Below are 24,134 nucleotides of genomic sequence, written 5' to 3' on the forward strand. Positions count from 1 at the left end.
CTTTTCCCTTCGGTTTTTTCTCCCGCCTTCTTCCTTTCTTCGATAAAATAACCCCACAAATCACAATGTTAATTATTGATTTGGATAATAAAATTCACAGGAAGAATATGATGAAACACATTTCAGGCAAGGCAGCGCTGCTGGCGCTGAGCATGATTTCGGCTACGGCTTACGCATCACACTGGAGCTATCAAGGAGAAGGCGCACCGGAACACTGGGGCGAACTGGACGAGGCGTACAAGACGTGTAAAAGCGGAATGTATCAGTCGCCGGTCAACATAGATAACACGGTCAAAGCCCACATCTCTCCGCTGGAAACGCACTATATCGACGGCCCGGTCATTCTGACAAATAACGGCCATACTATCCAGGCGAGTGAAAATGCCGATACACGCGACAGCATCACGCTTGATAAACAGCGCTGGACGTTACAGCAGTTCCATTTCCATGCACCATCCGAAAACACGGTGCACGGTAAAAAATACGCAATGGAAATGCATCTGGTCCATAAAAACGCTGACGGCGAACTGACGGTCGTTGCCGTTATGTTCGATCAGGGCGCTGCAAACACTGAACTGGATAAACTCTGGGGCGTGATGCCGGGACAGGTTGACCAGAACGTCACGATTAAGCCAACCCTTGATATGAATAAATTACTGCCCGCGGATAAAACTTACTGGCGTTTTAGCGGCTCTCTGACCACCCCACCGTGTTCAGAAGGGGTAACGTGGCTGGTCCTCAAGCATCCGCTGACCGTCTCTGCTGAACAGCTGCAAAAATTTACTCACACTCTGCACCACGAAAACAGCCGCCCGGTTCAGCGGCTTCATGGCCGTCTGGTTGTTGAATAAGTCGATTTTTTACGTTGATATCCTGTGCTGAAATGCGACGCAGATCGCAAAGAAGCGCCATAATCTGCTGCTTATAGCAGCAGATTATCCCGAACAATTGATCCATTTATTCAGAAATGATGAGAAGTTACGGGAAATTGTAAGCGCCCACAAAATGTTCATTTATTCATAACACAATGATTTAAATAGCGAATAATCTTATCCCAAAAGAATGACTGGCGATTCCTTGATCTACAACAGAGGATTGTTCAAAGTTTGGCCTTTCATCTCGTGCAAAAAATGCGTAATATACGCCGCCTTGCAGTCACAGTATGGTCATTTCTTAACTCATGCGCATCGGACACCACCAGCTCAGAAATCGCCTGATCGCAGCCCCAATGGCAGGTATTACCGACCGGCCGTTCAGGACGCTGTGCTACGAGATGGGAGCAGGATTAACCGTTTCCGAGATGATGTCGTCTAACCCGCAGGTTTGGGAAAGCGACAAGTCCCGCCTTCGGATGGTGCACGTGGATGAACCAGGTATCCGCACCGTGCAAATTGCCGGAAGCGTGCCTGAAGAAATGGCAGATGCCGCGCGTATTAACGTGGAAAGTGGCGCCCAGATTATTGATATCAATATGGGTTGCCCGGCCAAAAAGGTGAATCGCAAGCTTGCAGGTTCAGCCCTTCTGCAATACCCCGACCAGGTGAAGTCAATCCTGACGGCGGTTGTCAGCGCAGTGGACGTTCCTGTTACGTTGAAGATTCGCACGGGTTGGTCGCCGGAACACCGTAACTGCGTAGAGATTGCCCAACTGGCCGAAGACTGTGGCATTCAGGCCCTGACCATTCATGGACGCACTCGCGCCTGTTTGTTCAACGGTGAAGCTGAATACGACAGCATTCGGGCAGTTAAGCAGAAAGTTTCCATTCCGGTTATCGCGAATGGCGACATTACTGACCCGCTTAAAGCCAGAGCTGTGCTCGACTATACGGGAGCTGATGCTCTGATGATAGGACGTGCCGCTCAGGGAAGACCCTGGATCTTTCGGGAAATCCAGCATTATCTGGACACTGGGGAGCTGCTTGCCCCGCTGCCTCTGGCAGAGGTCAAGCGCTTGCTTTGTTCGCATGTTCGGGAATTGCATGACCACTATGGCCAGGCAAAAGGGTACCGAATTGCGCGTAAACACGTCTCCTGGTATCTCCAGGAGCACGCTCCAAATGACCAGTTTCGGCGCACATTCAACGCCATTGAGGATGCCAGCGAACAGCTGGAGGCGTTGGAGGCATACTTCGAAAATCTTGCGTAATGAAATAAAGAGCTGACAGAACTATGTTCGAACAACGCGTAAATTCTGACGTACTGACCGTTTCTACCGTTAACTCTCAGGATCAGGTGACTCAAAAGCCCCTGCGTGACTCGGTTAAACAGGCACTGAAGAACTATTTTGCTCAACTGAACGGTCAGGATGTTAATGACCTGTATGAGCTGGTACTGGCTGAAGTTGAACAGCCACTGTTGGACATGGTGATGCAATACACCCGTGGTAATCAAACCCGCGCTGCCCTGATGATGGGCATCAACCGTGGTACCCTGCGTAAGAAACTGAAAAAATACGGCATGAACTGATACTAATCAGTTAAGTGCTTGTTTAAAAAGGCGCTCTTCGGCATGGGGAAGCGCCTTTTTTATCGTTCGGGCGAGCAACCGTCAACGCTTTGTAAACCTTCCCTTTCCCCACTTTTCAACGCCCGCTTTTCGTGTATATTTCCACCAACTTACAGGCTCTCTTTTCGCGGAATGACACATGATTCGTAAATACTGGTGGCTGGTCGTTTTTGCTGTCTCTGTTTTCATTTTCGATGCGCTGCTGATGCAGTGGATTGAACTGATGAGCACTGAAACCGATAAATGTCGCAATATGAATTCCGTGAACCCGCTTAAACTGGTCAACTGCTCAGAGCTGGACTAACCGCTTCCATCCTGTATAAAACCCTGTTAACACCCAATAAAAACAGGGACTTAAATCACTTTTCGTCATTTCCTGACGACGATAATGTCTGTCCCCTTTCCAACCGCTCTTGCTTAACGTCTCACACGAGTGAACAGACCATGCTGGTTAGCCAATACAACCAAATCCTCGTAGTCATCTCCTTTGTTGTTGCCATTCTTGCCGCCTATACCGCACTGAATATGGCTGCGCGCGTTGCCGGAAGCCAGGGCGTCGCTGCACGCGTCTGGCTGGCAGGTGGCGGTGTTTCGATGGGGATTGGCGTGTGGGCGATGCATTTCATCGGTATGCTGGCGATGGATCTTTCCATGAGCATGAGTTACAACGCGGCCCTGACCGTGCTTTCGATGGTTATCGCCATTAGCTCGTCAATGTTTGCCCTGTGGCTCGTTAGCGGCGAGCAGCTACGTTTGCGCCGGCTGCTGCCTGGCGCCGTCGTGATGGGAACGGGCATTGTTGCCATGCACTACACCGGTATGGCTGCCCTGGAGGTCACACCGGGTATTGTCTGGGATAAAACGTGGGTGGCTATCTCTGTGGTCATAGCCCTTGCCGCTTCACTGGCCGCTCTTTGGCTGACGTTCCGTTTACGTCAGGAAGCCGCACGAATGGCGTTGATGCGGCTGGGGGCGGCGATCACCATGGGCATCGCTATCGCTGGCATGCATTACGCTGGCATGGAAGCAGCACAATTTCCGATGTCGACGATGGTCCACCATCATGGCATTAACGGGAGCTGGCTGGCGATATTGGTTAGCGTGGTCGCGCTCGCTATTCTGGGGATTACGCTGCTGGTGTCGATGTTTGATGCCCGCCTTCAGGCTCGTACCTCGCTGCTGGCCTCATCACTGGCAGAAGCTAATCGTGAACTCGCACAGCTGGCGTTGCATGATACGCTGACGCGATTACCCAATCGTATTCTGCTTGAGGATCGCCTCGATCAGGCCATCAGCAAGGCCGATCGCGAAGGAAGCCCTTTCGCGCTGATGTTTATGGATCTCGACGGCTTTAAAACCGTCAACGATGCCTATGGTCATGATGTCGGTGACAAGCTTCTGGTAGCGGTGACTCAGCGTTTGCTGTTGCAGTTGAAAGGTCAGTACACGCTGGCGCGTATCGGTGGGGATGAATTCGTGCTGCTGGCCGAAACCGCCACCCCGGATGATGCTGCCTCACTGGCAAATTCACTGGTGCGCGTCATTGATAGCCCGTTCCATCTCGATCCTTACGAACTGATGGTCACCCTGAGCATTGGCATTGCGCTCTATCCACACGATGGCAAAACCGATCGTGAACTAATGTTTAACGCTGATGCTGCGATGTACCACACGAAACATATGGGTCGCAACGGCTATCACTTCTTCCAGCCGTCAATGAATACGCTGGCGCAGACGCATCTACAGCTGATGAATGATCTGTGGCAGGCCATCGACCGTGATGAGTTACGCCTGCTTTATCAACCTAAATTCCACGCCCCTGCCGGGCCGGTCATCGGGTTCGAAGCGCTGTTACGCTGGCAGCATCCCAAACAGGGATTACTCTCCCCCGACCTGTTTCTACCGCTGGCAGAGAAAACAGGGCTGATTATTCCGATTGGAAACTGGGTAATCGACGAGGCCTGCCGCCAGCTGCGTGAATGGCATCTTCAGGGCCATACGGACTGGTCAATGGCGGTGAATCTTTCTACGTTGCAGTTCGAACAGCCGTCGCTGGTTAAAACGGTTCTCGATTGTCTGACGCGCCATAGCGTGCCGCCCGGCATGTTGATCCTGGAGGTGACTGAAACCACGGCAATGAGCAATCCGGACGAAAGCGTACGCGTCCTGACAGCGCTGACGGATGCGGGAGTAAAAGCCTCAATAGACGATTTTGGTACAGGTTACTCAAGCCTTCTCTATCTTAAGCGGCTTCCCGCCTGCGAGTTGAAAATCGATCGCGCTTTTGTGAAAGAGTTAAGTGGAGAGAGCGAAGATGCGACAATTGTCTCGGCGATTGTCGCCCTGGCAAAAACGCTGAATCTGAAGGTCGTGGCGGAAGGGGTCGAAACCGCAGCGCAGCAGACCTTCCTGACAGAACTGGGATGCAATACGCTACAGGGTTATCTGCTGGGCAAACCAATTACCGCGCAAGCTATTATGGAACAGTGCCAGCACGGGGAGATGTCGCCACCCCGGGCGCAGTCATAAGGCTGTATCGTAAACCACTGGCGCCACTCGGGTGATATTTAGTGTCGCCAGAATATTATCCACCAGCGCCGGCGCTTGTTTGTACAGATTAAAACTGGTGTTATCCATTAACCAGTTTTTAATGACTCCGCTAAAAAAGGCATGGAAAACAATCAGCGCCAGTTCAATATTAGTTTGCGAAGAGATAATGTTATGAACAATGCATCGCTTAAGCGTCTTGCGAAGATAATCATCGTTTAAACCGATCCGCTTGCGTATTTCACATTCTGAAATCACATCGTCATGAAATTCACACTTATGATACAGAATTTGTAAAAGCGCATACTGTCGGGGTTCGCTCGCAATATATTGCAGCGCAACAATAAATTGTTCACGAAGCATTAACAAAGGGTCGTCATTTTCGGAAAGCATTAGCCTGTCACGAATGATTTCACGCAGCGGCAATTGCTGTTCCCATATTGCGTTAAATATTTCCGCTTTACTCGAGAAATGCCAGTAAACCGCCCCGCGAGTGAGTTGAGCTGCATCGGCAATGTCGGTAAGCGTGGTGCTGGCTACACCACGCGTCGCGAATAGCCTGATAGCGGCTTCAATCAGCTGCTGGCGGGTCTTTTGAGCCTCTTCTTTCTTTTTGCGCGCCATTACCTGCTACTCGTTACTTACAAGATTGATACGTTATCAAAGGATATTGCCGTGGTCGTGTCAGACAAAGTATTAACCAAAATCCGTGTTAGTTTTGCACAAAAAAAGTCAATTCGTTTAATTTATAAACCTCGTGAATAAATTGAATATATTAAATACATAAAACATATGTATAGCTTTCACCAAAAAGCATTTCGTTGATTATCCTGACAGAAATAGAGTGTCGAATGCACTGGGTCAGATTCCGATTTTTACTTTTTAAAAGCTCCATCAGCACTTATAAATTAAAAAACATTAAATACCCTCATTATTATACGCAGCTACATTTCTTTTTTTGCCTCACACCCTTTCACCGATTCATGACAAATATCGGTTCAGGGGTAGTTTAAGGAACAGTAATGACGAATCACTTCAGATGCTTACCCTTATCCGGTTTCATTGTCTGTGCCGCGCTGCTTACCGGGTGCGATGGGCAAGAAAACCCACAGCAGCATGCGCAAGCTCCTCAGGTCAGTGTTCATATTGTTAAAAGCGCGCCACTGGCCGTAAAGACAGAATTGCCTGGCAGAACTGACGCGTATCGTGTTGCGGAGGTTCGTCCCCAGGTAAGTGGTATCATTCTGCACCGTAATTTTACCGAAGGCAGCGACGTCAAAGCGGGTGAATCCCTTTATCAGATCGATCCGGCCACGTATCAGGCAGCCTACGACAATGCGAAAGGTGAACTGGTAAAAGCACAGGCGGCGGCCAATATCGCTCATCTGACGGTGAAACGTTACGTTCCGCTGGTCGGTACGCAATATGTGAGCAAGCAGGAGTACGATCAGGCGGTGGCAACCGCCCAGCAGGCGGATGCGAGCGTCGTTGCCGCGAAGGCTGGCGTTGAAAGCGCGCGGATCAACCTGGCTTATACCAAAGTCACATCCCCAATCAACGGGCGTATAGGTAAATCCAGCGTCACCGAAGGGGCGTTGGTTACAAATGGTCAGTCGACTGCACTGGCGACGGTTCAGCAGCTCGATCCCATTTATGTCGATGTGACGCAATCCAGCAGCGATTTTATGCGTCTGAAGCAGCAGACGAGCCTGCAAAAGGGAGACACCAGCAGCGTCGAGTTGCTGATGGAAAATGGCCAGCCTTATCCACTGAAAGGAACGCTCCAGTTCTCTGATGTCACGGTAGATGAAAGTACCGGCTCAATCACCCTTCGCGCCCTCTTCCCTAACCCTCAGCACATGCTGTTACCGGGTATGTTTGTCCGTGCACGCATTGACGAAGGTACACAGCCTGATGCCATTCTTGTTCCCCAGCAGGGGGTAACCCGTACACCGCGCGGGGATGCCACCGTGCTTGTGGTAAACGATAAAAACCAGGTGGAATCGCGCACTGTCGTTGCACCGCAGGCGATTGGCGATCGCTGGCTGATCACGGAAGGCCTGAAAAACGGCGACCGCGTCATTATCAGCGGCCTGCAAAAAGTTCGCCCTGGCGTTACCGTCGTGGCTATTCCTGATACCGCCGCGACTCCAGCCAGTTAAGGAATAACGACATGGCTAATTTCTTTATTCAACGGCCTGTTTTCGCCTGGGTGCTCGCCATCATTCTGATGATTGCGGGCGGGCTGGCCATTTTAAAACTGCCGGTGGCGCAATATCCGACCATTGCGCCGCCAGCGGTGGCGGTGACAGCAACCTACCCTGGCGCTGATGCCCAGACGGTACAGGACACCGTAACTCAGGTTATCGAACAGAACATGAACGGTATCGATAATTTGATGTACATGTCGTCCACCAGTGATTCCGCCGGTAACGTCACCATTACGCTGACGTTCGAGTCGGGTACGGATCCTGATATCGCGCAGGTGCAGGTTCAGAACAAACTCCAGCTCGCCATGCCGCTGCTGCCGCAAGAAGTGCAGCAGCAGGGGATCGGCGTGGAGAAATCCAGCAGCAGCTTCCTGCTGGTTGCTGGCTTTGTGTCGGACAATAAAAACCTCACGCAGGATGATATCTCCGACTATGTTGCTTCTAACGTAAAAGATGCGATCAGCCGTACTTCCGGCGTCGGTGACGTGCAGCTGTTCGGTGCCCAGTATGCAATGCGCATCTGGCTGGACAGCAACGCGATGAACAAATATCAGCTCACGCCGCTGGATGTTATTAACCAGCTGAAAACGCAGAACGATCAGATTGCTGCGGGCCAGTTGGGCGGAACGCCGTCCGTACCCGGGCAGCAACTGAACGCCTCAATTATTGCTCAAACGCGCCTGAAATCGCCGGAGGAGTTTGGTCGGGTGACGCTGAAGGTGAACCAGGACGGCTCAATGGTCCACCTGAAAGACGTGGCCCGCATTGAGCTGGGTGGCGAAAACTACAACATGGTCACCAAAATCAATGGCCAGGCAGCAACGGGGCTGGGGATCAAGCTGGCGACTGGCGCAAACGCGCTGGATACCGCTGCCGCCATCAAGAGTAAACTGGCGCAGTTGCAGCCCTTCTTCCCTCAGGGTCTGAAAGTCGTGTATCCGTACGACACCACACCTTTCGTGAAGATCTCCATCCATGAAGTGGTGAAGACGCTGTTTGAAGCGATTGTTCTCGTGTTCCTGGTGATGTACCTGTTCCTGCAAAACCTGCGGGCAACGCTTATTCCCACTATCGCCGTTCCCGTGGTGTTACTGGGCACCTTTGCGGTACTGGCTGCGTTCGGGTTCTCCATTAACACCCTGACGATGTTCGGGATGGTATTGGCGATAGGTCTTCTCGTCGATGACGCCATCGTGGTAGTCGAGAACGTAGAACGCGTCATGGTTGAGGACAAGCTGCCGCCAAAAGAGGCGACGCAGAAGTCAATGGAGCAAATCCAGGGCGCTCTGGTGGGCATTGCCATGGTGCTTTCGGCGGTATTTATTCCGATGGCATTCTTTGGTGGTTCAACCGGGGCTATCTATCGCCAGTTCTCGCTGACCATTGTCTCCGCGATGGCCTTGTCGGTACTGGTGGCGTTGATATTAACGCCTGCTCTTTGTGCAACGCTGCTCAAACCGGTTTCCAGCGAACATCATGAAAAGAAAGGTGGTTTCTTCGGCTGGTTTAACGCGCTCTTTGATAAGAGTGTGGAGCACTACAGCAACAGCGTGAGCGGCATTTTACGTAAGACCGGCCGCTATCTGCTGGTTTACGTCATCATCGTCGGCGGCATGGCAGTTCTGTTCCTGCGCCTGCCTTCCTCCTTCCTGCCGGAAGAGGATCAGGGTGTGTTTATGACGATGGTTCAGTTGCCGGCAGGGGCGACGCAGATGCGTACCCAGCAGGTACTCGATCAGGTTCAGGATTATTACCTGACAAAAGAGAAAGCGAACGTTGAATCGGTCTTTACCGTAAACGGGTTTAGTTTTAGCGGACAGGGTCAGAACTCCGGTATCGCTTTCGTCAGCCTGAAGCCATGGGAAGAGCGTCCGGGCAAGGAAAACGGCGTTGAGGCGATTGTCAGCCGCGCGACGAAAGCGTTCAGCCAGATCAAAGACGGCCTTGTATTTCCGTTTAACCTGCCTGCCATTATTGAACTGGGTACCGCAACAGGCTTTGACTTTGAACTGATAGACCAGGCAAACCTGGGGCATACGCAGTTAACGCAGGCGCGTAACCAGCTGCTGGGCATGGTGAGAGAACATCCTGACTTACTGGTCCGCGTGCGTCCTAACGGACTGGAAGATACGCCACAGTTCAAGCTGGACGTCGATCAGGAGAAGGCACAGGCGCTGGGTGTGAGCGTGTCTGACGTCAATCAGACTATTTCAACAGCCCTGGGTGGCACCTATGTGAACGACTTTATCGATCACGGACGGGTGAAAAAAGTTTATGTCCAGGCTGATGCTCGCTTCCGTATGCTACCCGGAGACATTAACAGCCTGTATGTGCGTAGCGCTAACGGCGAAATGGTGCCTTTCTCTGCCTTTAGCAGCTCTCACTGGGTGTACGGTTCACCGCGTCTGGAACGTTACAATGGGATGCCATCAATGGAGATCCTCGGTGAGTCTGCACCAGGCAAAAGTACCGGTGAGGCAATGGCGCTGATGGAAAACCTTGCGTCAAAACTGCCGTCCGGCATCGGCTACGACTGGACGGGGATGTCTTATCAGGAACGACTTTCCGGGAATCAGGCTCCGGCGCTGTACGCCATTTCACTTATTGTGGTGTTCCTGTGTCTGGCGGCTCTCTATGAAAGCTGGTCAATTCCATTCTCGGTCATGCTGGTTGTGCCTCTGGGGGTGATCGGTGCGCTTCTGGCTGCATCAATGCGAGGGCTGAACAATGACGTTTACTTCCAGGTTGGTCTGCTTACAACAATTGGTTTATCAGCCAAGAACGCCATACTGATCGTTGAGTTCGCCAAAGATCTCATGGATAAAGAAGGCAAAGGGATTATCGAAGCCACGCTTGAAGCCTCGCGTATGCGTCTGCGTCCTATCCTGATGACTTCCCTGGCATTCATCCTTGGTGTTATGCCTCTGGTCATCAGCAGCGGTGCAGGTAGTGGTGCACAAAATGCGGTCGGGACGGGCGTGATGGGCGGGATGCTCTCAGCCACCCTGTTGGCCATATTCTTTGTTCCTGTTTTCTTTGTGGTTGTCCGGAGACGATTTACAAAGCACAAGGATTAATGAAAATCATAAAGGCACCTCAGGTGCCTTTTTTATTTCCTGAAAACAATGTAAAAACACATCCCCTCTTCACATTTCCTCCATTAATAATTACTGCCCGCGCTTTTTTCTTCATAATTTTTACAATCCACACAAATTGAGATTATTCCACGTGCTGCATGGTATTAGTGCGGTGGTAAAATAATCATCGATTCGTTAATTGCCGCATCGGCTCTTTAGCGAATAGGCGATCATATTGAGGTAACATCATGAAAAGATTCCTTTCCGTTGCACTTCTCGCTGCGCTGCTTGCTGGTTGCGCGCACGATTCCCCATGTGTACCGGTATACGACGATCAGGGGCGACTGGTTCACACCAATACCTGTATGAAGGGCACTACCCAGGATAACTGGGAAACAGCAGGTGCGATTGCTGGTGGCGCCGCAGCAATCGCTGGCCTGACACTCGGTATTGTCGCCCTCACTAAATAAGGCTTCTAAAAGCGCGGCGATGGCCGCGCTTTTATTTTTGCCTGATATAAGAAACGTATATTCCCCATCGCAAATAACATCAGATATTAATTAAATTCAATACGCTACCTTACTCCTCGCTATATCCCTTACCTGTACAGCATTTGGCATAACATTTAATTCATTTAACACTACTGCGAGCCAGCAGAATGCATTTCACAACTACAGTTTCAGTACGGTAAAGCGCTACGTCCGTAGGGTATTAACGGCACCAGTGAGAACATCGAATGAGGGAATTGGTTTAGCTGGAGATATAACGCAAAAAGGCCATCCTTTCGGATGGCCTTTCTACTTGTTTGATGTCTGGCAGTTCCCTACTCTCACATGGGGAGACCCCACACTACCATCGGCGCTACGGCGTTTCACTTCTGAGTTCGGCATGGGGTCAGGTGGGACCACCGCGCTAAAGCCGCCAGACAAATTCTTTTACTTCTTGCCGAACTTTAACCTAAGTATAAAGTGGTGCTGATACCCAGAGTCGAACTGGGGACCTCACCCTTACCAAGGGTGCGCTCTACCAACTGAGCCATATCAGCACGCTAAATTTGATGCCTGGCAGTTCCCTACTCTCACATGGGGAGACCCCACACTACCATCGGCGCTACGGCGTTTCACTTCTGAGTTCGGCATGGGGTCAGGTGGGACCACCGCGCTAAAGCCGCCAGGCAAATTCTGTTTAATCTGTATCAGGCTGAAAATCGTGTCTGTCTCTTCGCCAAAACACCTTCGGCGTTGTAAGGTTAAGCCTCACGGTTCATTAGTATCGGTTAGCTCAACGCATCGCTGCGCTTACACACCCGACCTATCAACGTCGTCGTCTTCAACGTTCCTTCAGGAGACTTAAAGTCTCAGGGAGAACTCATCTCGGGGCAAGTTTCGTGCTTAGATGCTTTCAGCACTTATCTCTTCCGCATTTAGCTACCGGGCAGTGCCATTGGCATGACAACCCGAACACCAGTGATGCGTCCACTCCGGTCCTCTCGTACTAGGAGCAGCCCCCCTCAATTCTCCAGCGCCCACGGCAGATAGGGACCGAACTGTCTCACGACGTTCTAAACCCAGCTCGCGTACCACTTTAAATGGCGAACAGCCATACCCTTGGGACCTACTTCAGCCCCAGGATGTGATGAGCCGACATCGAGGTGCCAAACACCGCCGTCGATATGAACTCTTGGGCGGTATCAGCCTGTTATCCCCGGAGTACCTTTTATCCGTTGAGCGATGGCCCTTCCATTCAGAACCACCGGATCACTATGACCTGCTTTCGCACCTGCTCGCGCCGTCACGCTCGCAGTCAAGCTGGCTTATGCCATTGCACTAACCTCCTGATGTCCGACCAGGATTAGCCAACCTTCGTGCTCCTCCGTTACTCTTTGGGAGGAGACCGCCCCAGTCAAACTACCCACCAGACACTGTCCGCAACCCGGATCACGGGTCTACGTTAGAACACCAGCCATTAAAGGGTGGTATTTCAAGGATGGCTCCACGCAGACTGGCGTCCACGCTTCAAAGCCTCCCACCTATCCTACACATCAAGGACCAGTGTTCAGTGTCAAGCTATAGTAAAGGTTCACGGGGTCTTTCCGTCTTGCCGCGGGTACACTGCATCTTCACAGCGAGTTCAATTTCACTGAGTCTCGGGTGGAGACAGCCTGGCCATCATTACGCCATTCGTGCAGGTCGGAACTTACCCGACAAGGAATTTCGCTACCTTAGGACCGTTATAGTTACGGCCGCCGTTTACCGGGGCTTCGATCAAGAGCTTCGCGTTGCCGCTGACCCCATCAATTAACCTTCCGGCACCGGGCAGGCGTCACACCGTATACGTCCACTTTCGTGTTTGCACAGTGCTGTGTTTTTAATAAACAGTTGCAGCCAGCTGGTATCTTCGACTGATTTCAGCTCCGTCCGCAGGGACTTCACCTACATATCAGCGTGCCTTCTCCCGAAGTTACGGCACCATTTTGCCTAGTTCCTTCACCCGAGTTCTCTCAAGCGCCTTGGTATTCTCTACCTGACCACCTGTGTCGGTTTGGGGTACGATTTCGTGTTACCTGATGCTTAGAGGCTTTTCCTGGAAGCAGGGCATTTATCACTTCAGCACCGTAGTGCCTCGTCATCACACCTCAGCGTTAACAAGGTACCGGATTTACCTGGAACCTCCGCCTACATGCTTAAACCGGGACAACCGTCGCCCGGCTGACATAGCCTTCTCCGTCCCCCCTTCGCAGTAACACCAAGTACAGGAATATTAACCTGTTTCCCATCGACTACGCCTTTCGGCCTCGCCTTAGGGGTCGACTCACCCTGCCCCGATTAACGTTGGACAGGAACCCTTGGTCTTCCGGCGAGCGGGCTTTTCACCCGCTTTATCGTTACTTATGTCAGCATTCGCACTTCTGATACCTCCAGCATGCCTCACAGCACACCTTCAACGGCTTACAGAACGCTCCCCTACCCAACAACGCATAAGCGTCGCTGCCGCAGCTTCGGTGCATGGTTTAGCCCCGTTACATCTTCCGCGCAGGCCGACTCGACCAGTGAGCTATTACGCTTTCTTTAAATGATGGCTGCTTCTAAGCCAACATCCTGGCTGTCTGTGCCTTCCCACATCGTTTCCCACTTAACCATGACTTTGGGACCTTAGCTGGCGGTCTGGGTTGTTTCCCTCTTCACGACGGACGTTAGCACCCGCCGTGTGTCTCCCGTGATAACATTCTTCGGTATTCGTAGTTTGCATCGGGTTGGTAAGCCGGGATGGCCCCCTAGCCGAAACAGTGCTCTACCCCCGAAGATGAGTTCACGAGGCGCTACCTAAATAGCTTTCGGGGAGAACCAGCTATCTCCCGGTTTGATTGGCCTTTCACCCCCAGCCACAGGTCATCCGCTAATTTTTCAACATTAGTCGGTTCGGTCCTCCAGTTAGTGTTACCCAACCTTCAACCTGCCCATGGCTAGATCACCGGGTTTCGGGTCTATACCCTGCAACTTAACGCCCAGTTAAGACTCGGTTTCCCTTCGGCTCCCCTATACGGTTAACCTTGCTACAGAATATAAGTCGCTGACCCATTATACAAAAGGTACGCAGTCACCCCATAAAGAGGCTCCCACTGCTTGTACGTACACGGTTTCAGGTTCTTTTTCACTCCCCTCGCCGGGGTTCTTTTCGCCTTTCCCTCACGGTACTGGTTCACTATCGGTCAGTCAGGAGTATTTAGCCTTGGAGGATGGTCCCCCCATATTCAGACAGGATACCACGTGTCCCGCCCTACTCTTCGAGTTCACAGCATGTGCATTTTCGTGTACGGGACTATCACCCTGTACCGTCGGACTTTCCAGACCGTTCCACTAACACACAAGCTGATTCAGACTCCGGGCTGCTCCCCGTTCGCTCGCCGCTACTGGGGGAATCTCGGTTGATTTCTTTTCCTCGGGGTACTTAGATGTTTCAGTTCCCCCGGTTCGCCTCGTTAACCTATGTATTCAGTTAACGATAGTGTGTCGGAACACACTGGGTTTCCCCATTCGGACATCGCCGGGTCAAAGGTTCATATCACCTCGCCGGCGCTTTTCGCAGATTAGCACGTCCTTCATCGCCTCTGACTGCCAGGGCATCCACCGTGTACGCTTAGTCGCTTAACCTCACAACCCGAAGATGTTTCACTTCATGGTTGCGAAAATTTGAGAGACTCGAACACACATGAGCTGTGTGTCGTTTCAATTTTCAGCTTGATCCAGATTTTTAAAGAGCAAATATCTCAAACGTGACTCGCAAGTCAGTTTTGAGATATGACGGCAGGTGACTTTCACTCACGAACCAGCAAGTGGCGTCCCCTAGGGGATTCGAACCCCTGTTACCGCCGTGAAAGGGCGGTGTCCTGGGCCTCTAGACGAAGGGGACGTACAGTCTCAATCGCAAGACGCCTTGCTATTTACTTTTCATCAGACAATCTGTGTGGACACTACAAAGGCAGGTTCTTTAAGGTAAGGAGGTGATCCAACCGCAGGTTCCCCTACGGTTACCTTGTTACGACTTCACCCCAGTCATGAATCACAAAGTGGTAAGCGCCCTCCCGAAGGTTAAGCTACCTACTTCTTTTGCAACCCACTCCCATGGTGTGACGGGCGGTGTGTACAAGGCCCGGGAACGTATTCACCGTGGCATTCTGATCCACGATTACTAGCGATTCCGACTTCATGGAGTCGAGTTGCAGACTCCAATCCGGACTACGACGCACTTTATGAGGTCCGCTTGCTCTCGCGAGGTCGCTTCTCTTTGTATGCGCCATTGTAGCACGTGTGTAGCCCTACTCGTAAGGGCCATGATGACTTGACGTCATCCCCACCTTCCTCCAGTTTATCACTGGCAGTCTCCTTTGAGTTCCCGGCCGGACCGCTGGCAACAAAGGATAAGGGTTGCGCTCGTTGCGGGACTTAACCCAACATTTCACAACACGAGCTGACGACAGCCATGCAGCACCTGTCTCAGAGTTCCCGAAGGCACCAAAGCATCTCTGCTAAGTTCTCTGGATGTCAAGAGTAGGTAAGGTTCTTCGCGTTGCATCGAATTAAACCACATGCTCCACCGCTTGTGCGGGCCCCCGTCAATTCATTTGAGTTTTAACCTTGCGGCCGTACTCCCCAGGCGGTCGACTTAACGCGTTAGCTCCGGAAGCCACGCCTCAAGGGCACAACCTCCAAGTCGACATCGTTTACGGCGTGGACTACCAGGGTATCTAATCCTGTTTGCTCCCCACGCTTTCGCACCTGAGCGTCAGTCTTTGTCCAGGGGGCCGCCTTCGCCACCGGTATTCCTCCAGATCTCTACGCATTTCACCGCTACACCTGGAATTCTACCCCCCTCTACAAGACTCTAGCCTGCCAGTTTCGAATGCAGTTCCCAGGTTGAGCCCGGGGATTTCACATCCGACTTGACAGACCGCCTGCGTGCGCTTTACGCCCAGTAATTCCGATTAACGCTTGCACCCTCCGTATTACCGCGGCTGCTGGCACGGAGTTAGCCGGTGCTTCTTCTGCGGGTAACGTCAATTGCTGAGGTTATTAACCTCAACACCTTCCTCCCCGCTGAAAGTACTTTACAACCCGAAGGCCTTCTTCATACACGCGGCATGGCTGCATCAGGCTTGCGCCCATTGTGCAATATTCCCCACTGCTGCCTCCCGTAGGAGTCTGGACCGTGTCTCAGTTCCAGTGTGGCTGGTCATCCTCTCAGACCAGCTAGGGATCGTCGCCTAGGTGAGCCGTTACCCCACCTACTAGCTAATCCCATCTGGGCACATCCGATGGCAAGAGGCCCGAAGGTCCCCCTCTTTGGTCTTGCGACGTTATGCGGTATTAGCTACCGTTTCCAGTAGTTATCCCCCTCCATCAGGCAGTTTCCCAGACATTACTCACCCGTCCGCCACTCGTCAGCGAAGCAGCAAGCTGCTTCCTGTTACCGTTCGACTTGCATGTGTTAGGCCTGCCGCCAGCGTTCAATCTGAGCCATGATCAAACTCTTCAATTTAAAAGTTTGATGCTCAATGAATTAAACTTCGTAATGAATTACGTGTTCACTCGTTGAGACTTGGTATTCATTTTTCGTCCGAGGACGTTAAGAATCCATGTCACTTTGAGTGCCCACACAGATTGTCTGATAAATTGTTAAAGAGCAGTTGCGACGCGCTTCAGCGCTCTGTCGCGAGGTGGCGTATATTACGCTTTCCTCTTTCAGAGTCAACCCTGATTTTCAGGATTTTTTCTCTTCAACCGACCGGGTTGTTTGTGAAGTGATTCACATCCGCCGTGTCGATGGAGGCGCATTATAGGGATCCCAGTTTTTAGCACAAGTATTTTTTAGATCTTTTTTTCCAACTGATGATTTTCCGTGCTTTTCGCTGAAAACCCACCCGATCCGCTTAAAAATTGACGCATTTTGCCTTGCCTCGATCCAGGAATACGATCAAAGTCTTCTTTAATAGCGCTCATCTGTATCGAGGTAGATATGTTTGCAGTATTACGTCCTTATAAAGATCTGTTCCCCCAAAAAGGCGATCGCGTGATGATCGATGCCAGCAGCGTGGTCATTGGTGATGTTCGCATGGCCGATGATGTCAGCATCTGGCCACTCGTCGCGATCCGGGGCGATGTTAACTACGTTGCAATCGGTGCACGCACCAATATTCAGGACGGCAGCGTGCTGCATGTGACTCATAAGTCATCTTATAACCCTGAGGGCAATCCGCTCATCATTGGAGAAGATGTTACGGTCGGTCATAAAGTAATGCTCCACGGCTGCACAATCGGTAACAGGGTTCTCGTTGGGATGGGATCGATTTTGCTGGATGGCGTCATAGTAGAAGATGACGTAATGATTGGCGCAGGAAGCCTAGTTCCGCAAAACAAACGCCTGGAAAGTGGCTATCTCTATTTAGGCAGTCCGGTTAAACAGATCCGCCCCCTAAAAGAGGCGGAGATCGAAGGATTGAAATACTCAGCGAACAATTACGTTAAATGGAAGAATGACTATCTGGATCAGGATAACCAGACCCAGCCCTGATCGTCTTCCTGCTGTACGCGGATCAAATCGCTGGCTTCCTCTTCCAGATCCCAGCGATTTTCACAAAAGAGCGCTAACGGATCTGAACCACCAAAGCGCTGAAGCAACGTCTCCCCTTTAATCGCACAGGTGAGCTGCATTCCATGCACCAGCACCGGGAAACACACCGCTTGCTTGTTTTCATCCCAGATTTCTCTGTCGGGAAAATGAATCGCCTGATTCATGCCATCAGTTCCTGTTTCAGCTTTTCGATCACCGGTTCTACAGCAGGTAACACGCCATGCCAGAGTAGCACCGCATGAGCCGCCTGCCCCACCAGCATGCCCAGACCATCAGCCACATGTTTTGCCCCCTGTTGTTCGCACCAGGTCAGAAATGGCGTTTTCCCTTTTTGATAAAACATGTCATAGGCGTAGATGTGGGAATGAACCAGGGATGCAGGAATCGCCGGGATCTCTCCATTAATACCGCTTGAGGTGGCATTAATCACAAGATCAAATTCGTGACCCGCGAGATCCTCAAGTGCTACCGCAGCTACGCTGCCTGTGTGTGCGAACAACGCCGCCAGTTCTTCTGCTCTGGAGAAAGTACGGTTGGTGATTGTCACCGCACAATCCAGCGAAAGAAGAGGAAGCAATACGCCGCGCGACGCGCCACCCGCACCGATCAGCAGGATCCGAAAGCCTGGTTTAATAAACGACAGTCGCTCCAGATCGCTGAGTAAACCTATGCCATCGGTGTTATCGCCCAGAAGGCGACCATCTTCGAGCCGCTTAAGAGTATTGACGGCACCAGCGAGCGACGCACGCTCGGTCAGCTCATCCGCACGCCCGAAAGCCTCTTCTTTAAAAGGCACCGTAACGTTCGCACCTTTACCGCCCGCAACAAAAAAGCTATTTAGCGTCGGTAAAAATGCATCAACAGGCGCAAGAACCCGACCATATGGGTGATCTATCTGCAATTGCTCTGCAAACAGCTGATGGATCAGAGGCGACTTGCTGTGCGCGATCGGGTTACCAAAAACAGCATAGGTTTCCATCACATTATCCCTGGCGAAAACGTTCGCCGGTCAAGGCATCGCGAATTTCTGACGGGTTAAGACGGCCACCGGTTTCACCGACGGCTACCGGGAAATCACTCCCGAACTGCGCCAGAACTTCTTCGGTTGTCCGACAGGGGGGAAGCCCGGTCAGGTTGGCGCTGGTTGAAACCAGAGGTTTACCAAATGCCTGGCATAACTCCACCACCAGCGGATGGTCGGTAACGCGTACCGCAAGTGAATCGAAACGCCCGGTTAACCAGCGCGGCGTTGTCGGTTGTGCAGGAAAAACAAACGTCACGGGACCAGGCCACGCAGAGAAAATGGTTTCCCGCTGTGCAGGCGTCAGCATGGAATCATCAATATAAGGCTTAAGCTGCGCGTAGTTCGCAGCGATCAAAATCAATCCTTTTTCGACAGGCCGTTGTTTTAGCGCCAGCAGACGGTTAACGGCGACTTCGCTGTCAGGATCGCACCCGACCCCGAAAACGGCTTCTGTTGGATAGGCGATGACTTCTTCTTTTTTCAGGATTTCCACCGCCTGCGCGATGGAGCCTGATGGCAGGTTATTATTCACTGATTTGATCCGCCGAAACCGGCTTTCCACATTGTTTACTGGCGCAAAAGCGTTTCAAGCCTTGCGCGGTTTTCTTTTCTATAAGTAACGGATAATCGCAATTATGGCAGACGCCCGCTACTGGTTTGAAATTGATAACGAACTGGCATTCAGGATAGCGATCGCACGAATGGAAGGTCTTGCCATAACGAGAGCGGCGCTGCACCAATTGACCACGCTGGCACTGAGGGCAGGCAATTGCCGTTTCATCTGGTTTATCAATTTGTTCCGTATGATCACATTCCGGGTAGCGGCTGCATCCGATAAACATCCCGAACCGCCCCTGCCGCAGCGCCAGTTCGCCGCCGCAGAGCGGACAAAGCTGTCCCTCCAGAATTTTGACGATATGTCCGTCCGCCTGGCTCTTCAGGGAACGGACATAATCACATTCCGGATAGTGTGAACAACCGAGAAACGGACCGTGTTTCCCGGACCGAATAACAAGTTCAGCCCCACACTGTGGGCAGGGCTCGTTTTTATGCACCGTGAAGAGTGCTGATTTGGCCATAACAACTCTTGTTGCTGCACATAGAATTAATGCAGCATACCTTCATTCACTTCAAAGAGTAATTCTTCCATTTGCTGATAGGCATTTTCACAGCCTGGAATGTTGAACAGCACCATCAGGATCACCCATTTCAGATCTTCCAGTTCAAATTCAGCAGTATCCAGCGCCATGACGCGCTCTATCACCATCTCTCTCGTTTCGAGGTTTAGCACCTGAATCTGCTCGAGGAATAAAATGAATCCCCGGCAGCTGGCATCCAGCCTTTCACACTCTTCAGCTGTATAGATGCGCACAGACAATGGGTCAGAAGCAAGCTGCATCGGTTCGGCGAGGCCGTCCTGATAATCAGCCAACTTATCCAGCCACATCAACGCATTATAAATATCTTCCCGCTCAAAACCTGCGTCGGTCAGATCCCGTGTTAATTTGTCCTGATCCACCTGCATTTCTGCTTCGTTGTGGATGTAAGTCTCAAACAAATACATCAGTACGTCGAACATGGCATGCCCTCCTTAATCGGACATAGCCGCCGGGTACAGCTGCGATCCACCCTGCTAACTCCAGTTCGAGTAGCTGTGCTACCGTTACTGGCACAGGTTGGCCGGCACGTTCAGCGACAACGTCAACAGGTGTTACCTCATCTCCTACGTTAGCCAGGAGCTTGGGAAATGGCAATGCTACGGCCTCCTGATCCGATGAAATATGTCGCTTTTGGAGATCATCCTGCAACCAATGCAATCCATACTGCAAATTTTCCAGGATATCCTCTTTACAGGTCACCAGCGTCGCCCCCTGTTTTATCAGCCAGTGAGGGCCTTCGCAGCCAGGGTTCCCCAACGGGCCGGGCAGCGCAAAAACTTCACGCCCCTGCTCCAGTGCGCACCTTGCAGTAACCAGCGATCCACTTCGAATCGCAGCTTCGACCACCAGCACGCCCTGGCTTAACCCGCTGATGATCCGGTTACGCCGTGGAAAGTTACCCGGTCTGGGCGATGTCGAAAGTGAAAACTCAGATACTATCGCCCCCTCAGAAGCGATAAGTTGCTCAGCCAGAATGTGATGACGACGCGGATAGAGACTAAAAAGACCATTGCCAAGCACGGCGACACTTCGCCCTTTTGCTGACAACGCCGCATGATGTGCCACACCGTCGATGCCGCAAGCCAGGCCACTGGTGATCGTAAAGCCACATTGGGACAGCTGTTCACTGAGCATTTTCCCCCAACGCTCGCCGTACCACGAGGGCGCACGGCTGCCCACAACCGCAAGCTGCATGCTATTAAGCACGTCGACGTGGCCTCGCACAAAGAGCGCCCCGGGAAAATCAGGTATAGAACGCAACAATGGCGGAAAACGAGGATCATCCGCCGTGAGAAGGTGGTTGTCGGTGTGTTCAAGCCATTCCAGACTACGTTCAAGCTCACTCTCGCTGAACGAAAAAAACTTTACGGCATGTTTGGGCGAAAGCCCTGCCGCGTTGACAGCTTCAGCATCAACGGTTGCCTGGCGAAGCAGCCTCTGCGCAATCTCCAGCATCGCGTCACCGTATAACGACCCGATGTTTATAAGCCGTAACCATATCTCTGTGGACGTCATCCTTTTCCCTGCCATAAGCAGCCTCAGCAATCTTTGCGATTGGTCACTGATGCTGTCAATCGACCGGGGATTTGTCTAGAATAGAAGTAATATTCTTATCAACTCCTGAACACGACTCTGGAAATTTATGGCAGTTTTGCAAGTGTTACATATTCCTGACGAGCGTCTTCGCATCGTCGCGGAACCGGTTAAAGAAGTGAATGCAGAAATTCAGCGTATCGTCGATGATATGTTCGATACCATGTACGCTGAAGAAGGCATTGGCCTGGCGGCGACCCAGGTAGACATTCACAAGCGTATTATCGTGATCGACGTTTCTGAAAATCGCGATGAGCGTCTGGTGCTGATCAACCCTGAACTGCTTGAAAAAAGCGGCGAAACAGGCATTGAGGAAGGCTGTCTGTCTATCCCTGAACAGCGCGCTTTGGTGCCACGTGCCGAAAAAGTTAAAATTCGCGCACTGGATCGTGACGGCAATCCGTTTGAGCTGGAAGCCGACGATCTGCTGGCGATTTGCATTCAGCATGAGATGGATCACCTGGTCGGTAAACTGTTTATCGATTACCTCTCACCTCTGAAGCAACAGCGTATTCGTCAGAAAGTTGAGAAACTGGATCGTTTGCGTTCTCGCGCTTAACGCCCCCCGGATACAAGGAATAACGTGTCTACATCACTACGTATAATCTTCGCGGGTACCCCTGATTTTGCAGCGCGTCATCTCGACGCGCTGCTATCGTCTGGTCATCAGATTGTTGGCGTATTTACTCAGCCGGATCGACCGGCTGGCCGCGGTAAAAAACTGATGCCTGGCCCGGTTAAAGTACTGGCAGAAACGCATGGTTTACCGGTATTCCAGCCAGCGTCATTACGACCTGAGGAAAACCAGCAGTTAGTGGCAGACCTGAACGCTGACGTGATGGTAGTTGTGGCTTACGGCCTCATTCTGCCAAAAGCGGTACTCGATATGCCCCGCCTGGGCTGTGTTAACGTTCATGGTTCTTTGCTCCCACGCTGGCGCGGTGCAGCCCCTATTCAGCGCGCTCTGTGGGCAGGCGATGCTGAAACTGGCGTGACAATCATGAAGATGGACGTAGGTTTAGACACGGGCGACATGCTGTATAAACTGGCGTGTTCCATTACCGCAGAAGATACCAGCGCCACGCTGTATGACAAGCTGGCGGCTCTCGGTCCGCAGGGGCTGATTGAGACGTTGCAACAGCTTGCTGACAATACAGCGACACCTGAAGTGCAGGATGAGGCACAGGTGACCTATGCTGAAAAACTGAGTAAAGAAGAAGCCCGGATCGACTGGTCCCTGTCAGCAGCTCAACTCGAACGCTGCATCCGCGCCTTTAATCCGTGGCCGATGAGCTGGTTGATGATTGATGAGCAGCCAGTGAAAGTCTGGAAAGCTTCAGTTATTAACGGCAATACATCAGCAGAGCCCGGTACGATTATCGACGCCAGCAAAAACGGTATCCAGGTTGCGACCGGAGAAGGGATCCTGAATCTTGAATCGCTGCAACCGGCCGGTAAAAAGGCAATGAGCGCGCAGGATCTATTAAATTCCCGTCGTGAATGGTTCATCCCTGGCAATCGTCTTGCCTGAACAAATTTACTCTTAAGGCCCGGTGTTTCCGGGCATTTTTATTTTTACGTTTATGAAAAGACAAAATCTACGCACTATGGCGGCTCAGGCCGTTGAGCAGGTTATTGAGCAGGGCCAGTCACTGAGTAATGTCCTGCCTCCACTGCAACAAAAGGTTTCCGATAAAGATAAAGCGCTGCTTCAGGAGCTGTGCTTTGGCGTGCTGCGTACCCTCTCTCAGCTTGAATGGTTAATTAATAAGCTGATGTCACGCCCGATGAGCGGCAAGCAACGTACCGTGCATTATTTGATCATGGTCGGTTTCTACCAGCTTCTTCATACCCGCATTCCACCTCATGCTGCGCTGGCTGAGACAGTGGAAGGTGCCGTTGCGATTAAACGTCCCCAGCTGAAAGGATTGATTAACGGCGTGCTGCGTCAGTTCCAGCGTCAGCAGGACGAACTGCTGGCAGAATTTGCGCAAAGCGAAGCGCGCTTCCTGCATCCAGAATGGCTGCTGAATCGCCTTAAAAAAGCCTACCCACAGCAATGGCAAGACATTGTGGATGCCAATAACCAACGTCCGCCGATGTGGTTACGCGTCAATCGTAACCATCATACCCGCGACGCATGGCTGGCCCTGCTGGAAGAGACCGGAATGAGCGGCTTCACACACGCGGCTTATCCTGATGCGGTTCGTTTAGCCTCCCCTGCACCGGTACATGCATTACCCGGTTTTGAAGAGGGCTGGGTAACGGTACAGGACGCATCCGCTCAGGGGTGCATGGCCTGGCTTGAACCGAAAGACGGGGAGCAGATCCTTGATCTTTGTGCAGCGCCAGGGGGAAAAACAACGCACATTCTGGAAGTGGCGCCGCAGGCCTGCGTGATGGCCGTGGATGTTGATGAGCAGCGTCTTTCACGCGTCTATGACAACCTCAAGCGTCTGGGTATGAAAGCACAGGTTAAGCAAGGCGATGGACGTAAACCCGCAGACTGGTGTGGTGATACCCGGTTCGATCGTATTTTGCTGGACGCCCCCTGCTCTGCAACCGGCGTAATTCGTCGTCATCCCGATATCAAATGGCTGCGTCGCGATCGTGATATCAAGGAGCTTGCCCAGTTGCAATCCGAAATTCTGGATGCCATCTGGCCGCATCTCAAACCCGGCGGAACCCTGGTGTATGCAACCTGCTCTGTTCTTCCGGAAGAAAACAGTCAGCAAATTGCGGCTTTCCTGAAGCGCACCCCGGACGCGACGCTGCATGATACGGGAACACCTGAGCACCCGGGTCTGCAAAACCTGCCGGGCGCAGAAGAGGGTGATGGCTTCTTTTACGCTAAGCTAATCAAAGAGTGATGTTGAGAACAGGTCACGAA

At 51.8% G+C, this 24,134-nt stretch carries 19 protein-coding genes, 2 tRNA genes and 4 rRNA genes; 12 read left to right on the plus strand and 13 right to left on the minus strand.

Going from position 1 to position 24,134, the window contains the following annotated elements; genetic code table 11:
• Window positions 1-110 precede the first annotated feature (110 nt).
• The 5 genes from RY075_RS20905 (at window position 111) to RY075_RS20925 (ending at window position 5,034) form a co-directional block, all read left to right on the plus strand.
• Window positions 111-851, plus strand: a complete 741-nt coding sequence (locus RY075_RS20905; RefSeq protein WP_109948887.1) for a carbonic anhydrase family protein — start codon at window positions 111-113, stop codon at window positions 849-851.
• A gap of 329 nt (window positions 852-1,180) precedes the next feature.
• Window positions 1,181-2,146, plus strand: a complete 966-nt coding sequence (dusB, locus tag RY075_RS20910; RefSeq protein WP_022651936.1) for a tRNA dihydrouridine synthase DusB — start codon at window positions 1,181-1,183, stop codon at window positions 2,144-2,146.
• 23 nt (window positions 2,147-2,169) lie between these two features.
• Window positions 2,170-2,466 carry a DNA-binding transcriptional regulator Fis gene (fis, locus tag RY075_RS20915; RefSeq protein ID WP_000462905.1) on the plus strand — a complete coding sequence of 99 codons (297 nt, stop codon included), beginning with the start codon at window positions 2,170-2,172 and terminating at the stop codon, window positions 2,464-2,466.
• A gap of 178 nt (window positions 2,467-2,644) precedes the next feature.
• Window positions 2,645-2,809: a DUF2556 family protein gene (locus tag RY075_RS20920; protein WP_003860373.1), complete on the plus strand. Its 165-nt coding sequence runs from the start codon at window positions 2,645-2,647 to the stop codon at window positions 2,807-2,809.
• A 140-nt stretch (window positions 2,810-2,949) separates the two neighbouring features.
• A complete protein-coding gene (locus RY075_RS20925) occupies window positions 2,950-5,034 on the plus strand; it encodes a bifunctional diguanylate cyclase/phosphodiesterase (protein ID WP_003860371.1) in 2,085 nt (694 codons plus the stop codon).
• Here the strand turns inward: RY075_RS20925 and envR are convergent.
• Window positions 5,029-5,676, minus strand: coding sequence for an acrEF/envCD operon transcriptional regulator (gene envR / locus RY075_RS20930; RefSeq protein WP_302378268.1), 648 nt, complete (start codon window positions 5,674-5,676; stop codon window positions 5,029-5,031). The two genes, RY075_RS20925 and envR, sit on opposite strands and share 6 nt — an antisense overlap.
• Window positions 5,677-6,074: 398 nt before the next feature.
• Here envR and RY075_RS20935 point away from each other — a divergent pair, with 398 nt between their 5' ends.
• The 3 genes from RY075_RS20935 to RY075_RS20945 all read left to right on the plus strand — a co-directional run bounded on the left by RY075_RS20935 (window position 6,075) and on the right by RY075_RS20945 (window position 10,809).
• Window positions 6,075-7,214, plus strand: a complete 1,140-nt coding sequence (locus RY075_RS20935; RefSeq protein WP_032660585.1) for an efflux RND transporter periplasmic adaptor subunit — start codon at window positions 6,075-6,077, stop codon at window positions 7,212-7,214.
• A gap of 11 nt (window positions 7,215-7,225) precedes the next feature.
• On the plus strand, window positions 7,226-10,339 hold the full coding sequence (locus tag RY075_RS20940; RefSeq protein ID WP_232967673.1) for an efflux RND transporter permease subunit: 3,114 nt from the start codon (window positions 7,226-7,228) through the stop codon (window positions 10,337-10,339).
• Window positions 10,340-10,587: 248 nt separating this feature from the next.
• Window positions 10,588-10,809, plus strand: coding sequence for a lipoprotein (locus tag RY075_RS20945; protein ID WP_003860364.1), 222 nt, complete (start codon window positions 10,588-10,590; stop codon window positions 10,807-10,809).
• Window positions 10,810-11,149: 340 nt separating this feature from the next.
• Here RY075_RS20945 and rrf (RY075_RS20950) read toward each other — a convergent pair.
• The 6 genes from rrf (RY075_RS20950) to RY075_RS20975 all read right to left on the minus strand — a co-directional run bounded on the left by rrf (RY075_RS20950) (window position 11,150) and on the right by RY075_RS20975 (window position 16,375).
• Window positions 11,150-11,265 (minus strand): 5S ribosomal RNA (rrf, locus tag RY075_RS20950).
• A 43-nt stretch (window positions 11,266-11,308) separates the two neighbouring features.
• Window positions 11,309-11,384 (minus strand) — tRNA-Thr (locus RY075_RS20955).
• 14 nt (window positions 11,385-11,398) lie between these two features.
• A 5S ribosomal RNA gene (gene rrf / locus RY075_RS20960) occupies window positions 11,399-11,514 on the minus strand.
• Between the two features lie 70 nt (window positions 11,515-11,584).
• Window positions 11,585-14,490, minus strand: a 23S ribosomal RNA gene (locus tag RY075_RS20965).
• Between the two features lie 183 nt (window positions 14,491-14,673).
• Window positions 14,674-14,749: transfer RNA gene (locus tag RY075_RS20970), tRNA-Glu, on the minus strand.
• Window positions 14,750-14,833: 84 nt separating this feature from the next.
• Window positions 14,834-16,375 (minus strand): 16S ribosomal RNA (locus RY075_RS20975).
• The 16S, 23S and 5S rRNA genes sit together here with 2 tRNA genes alongside, the layout of an rRNA operon.
• Window positions 16,376-16,852: 477 nt before the next feature.
• On the opposite strand from RY075_RS20975, the gene RY075_RS20980 reads away from it, so the two are divergent.
• Entirely contained in the window at window positions 16,853-17,407 is a 555-nt protein-coding gene (locus RY075_RS20980; RefSeq protein ID WP_003863357.1) for a gamma carbonic anhydrase family protein, read from the plus strand.
• Here RY075_RS20980 and RY075_RS20985 read toward each other — a convergent pair.
• From RY075_RS20985 to dprA, 6 genes are read right to left on the minus strand one after another with little or no spacing between them, the layout of a single operon-like run.
• Complete coding sequence (locus RY075_RS20985; protein ID WP_022651937.1) at window positions 17,383-17,631, minus strand: DUF1488 domain-containing protein; 249 nt, start codon at window positions 17,629-17,631, stop codon at window positions 17,383-17,385. The genes RY075_RS20980 and RY075_RS20985 overlap by 25 nt on opposite strands.
• On the minus strand, window positions 17,628-18,446 hold the full coding sequence (aroE, locus tag RY075_RS20990; RefSeq protein WP_023314927.1) for a shikimate dehydrogenase: 819 nt from the start codon (window positions 18,444-18,446) through the stop codon (window positions 17,628-17,630). The genes RY075_RS20985 and aroE overlap by 4 nt, the downstream gene beginning before the upstream one ends.
• A 4-nt stretch (window positions 18,447-18,450) precedes the next feature.
• Window positions 18,451-19,023, minus strand: coding sequence for an L-threonylcarbamoyladenylate synthase type 1 TsaC (tsaC, locus tag RY075_RS20995; protein WP_003863353.1), 573 nt, complete (start codon window positions 19,021-19,023; stop codon window positions 18,451-18,453).
• On the minus strand, window positions 19,016-19,570 hold the full coding sequence (locus RY075_RS21000; protein ID WP_023323810.1) for a topoisomerase DNA-binding C4 zinc finger domain-containing protein: 555 nt from the start codon (window positions 19,568-19,570) through the stop codon (window positions 19,016-19,018). The genes tsaC and RY075_RS21000 overlap by 8 nt, the downstream gene beginning before the upstream one ends.
• 26 nt (window positions 19,571-19,596) lie before the next feature.
• Window positions 19,597-20,070 (minus strand): DUF494 family protein Smg, encoded by a 474-nt coding sequence (gene smg, locus RY075_RS21005; RefSeq protein WP_000460665.1) that lies wholly within the window; start codon window positions 20,068-20,070, stop codon window positions 19,597-19,599.
• Window positions 20,042-21,166: a DNA-protecting protein DprA gene (gene dprA / locus RY075_RS21010; RefSeq protein ID WP_058648056.1), complete on the minus strand. Its 1,125-nt coding sequence runs from the start codon at window positions 21,164-21,166 to the stop codon at window positions 20,042-20,044. Before dprA ends, smg begins: the two co-directional genes overlap by 29 nt.
• A 127-nt stretch (window positions 21,167-21,293) precedes the next feature.
• Here dprA and def point away from each other — a divergent pair, with 127 nt between their 5' ends.
• Genes def through rsmB form a run of 3 tightly spaced genes read left to right on the plus strand, consistent with a single transcriptional unit; the run spans window position 21,294 to window position 24,114 of the window.
• Window positions 21,294-21,803: a peptide deformylase gene (gene def / locus RY075_RS21015; protein WP_006812188.1), complete on the plus strand. Its 510-nt coding sequence runs from the start codon at window positions 21,294-21,296 to the stop codon at window positions 21,801-21,803.
• Window positions 21,804-21,827: 24 nt separating this feature from the next.
• A complete protein-coding gene (gene fmt / locus RY075_RS21020) occupies window positions 21,828-22,775 on the plus strand; it encodes a methionyl-tRNA formyltransferase (protein ID WP_023314929.1) in 948 nt (315 codons plus the stop codon).
• Window positions 22,776-22,827: 52 nt separating this feature from the next.
• Entirely contained in the window at window positions 22,828-24,114 is a 1,287-nt protein-coding gene (rsmB, locus tag RY075_RS21025) for a 16S rRNA (cytosine(967)-C(5))-methyltransferase RsmB (RefSeq protein ID WP_032610139.1), read from the plus strand.
• Window positions 24,115-24,134: the final 20 nt, after the last annotated feature.

This window comes from Enterobacter sp. JJBC (assembly GCF_036936505.1).
Classification (GTDB): Bacteria; Pseudomonadota; Gammaproteobacteria; order Enterobacterales; family Enterobacteriaceae; genus Enterobacter; species Enterobacter hormaechei_C.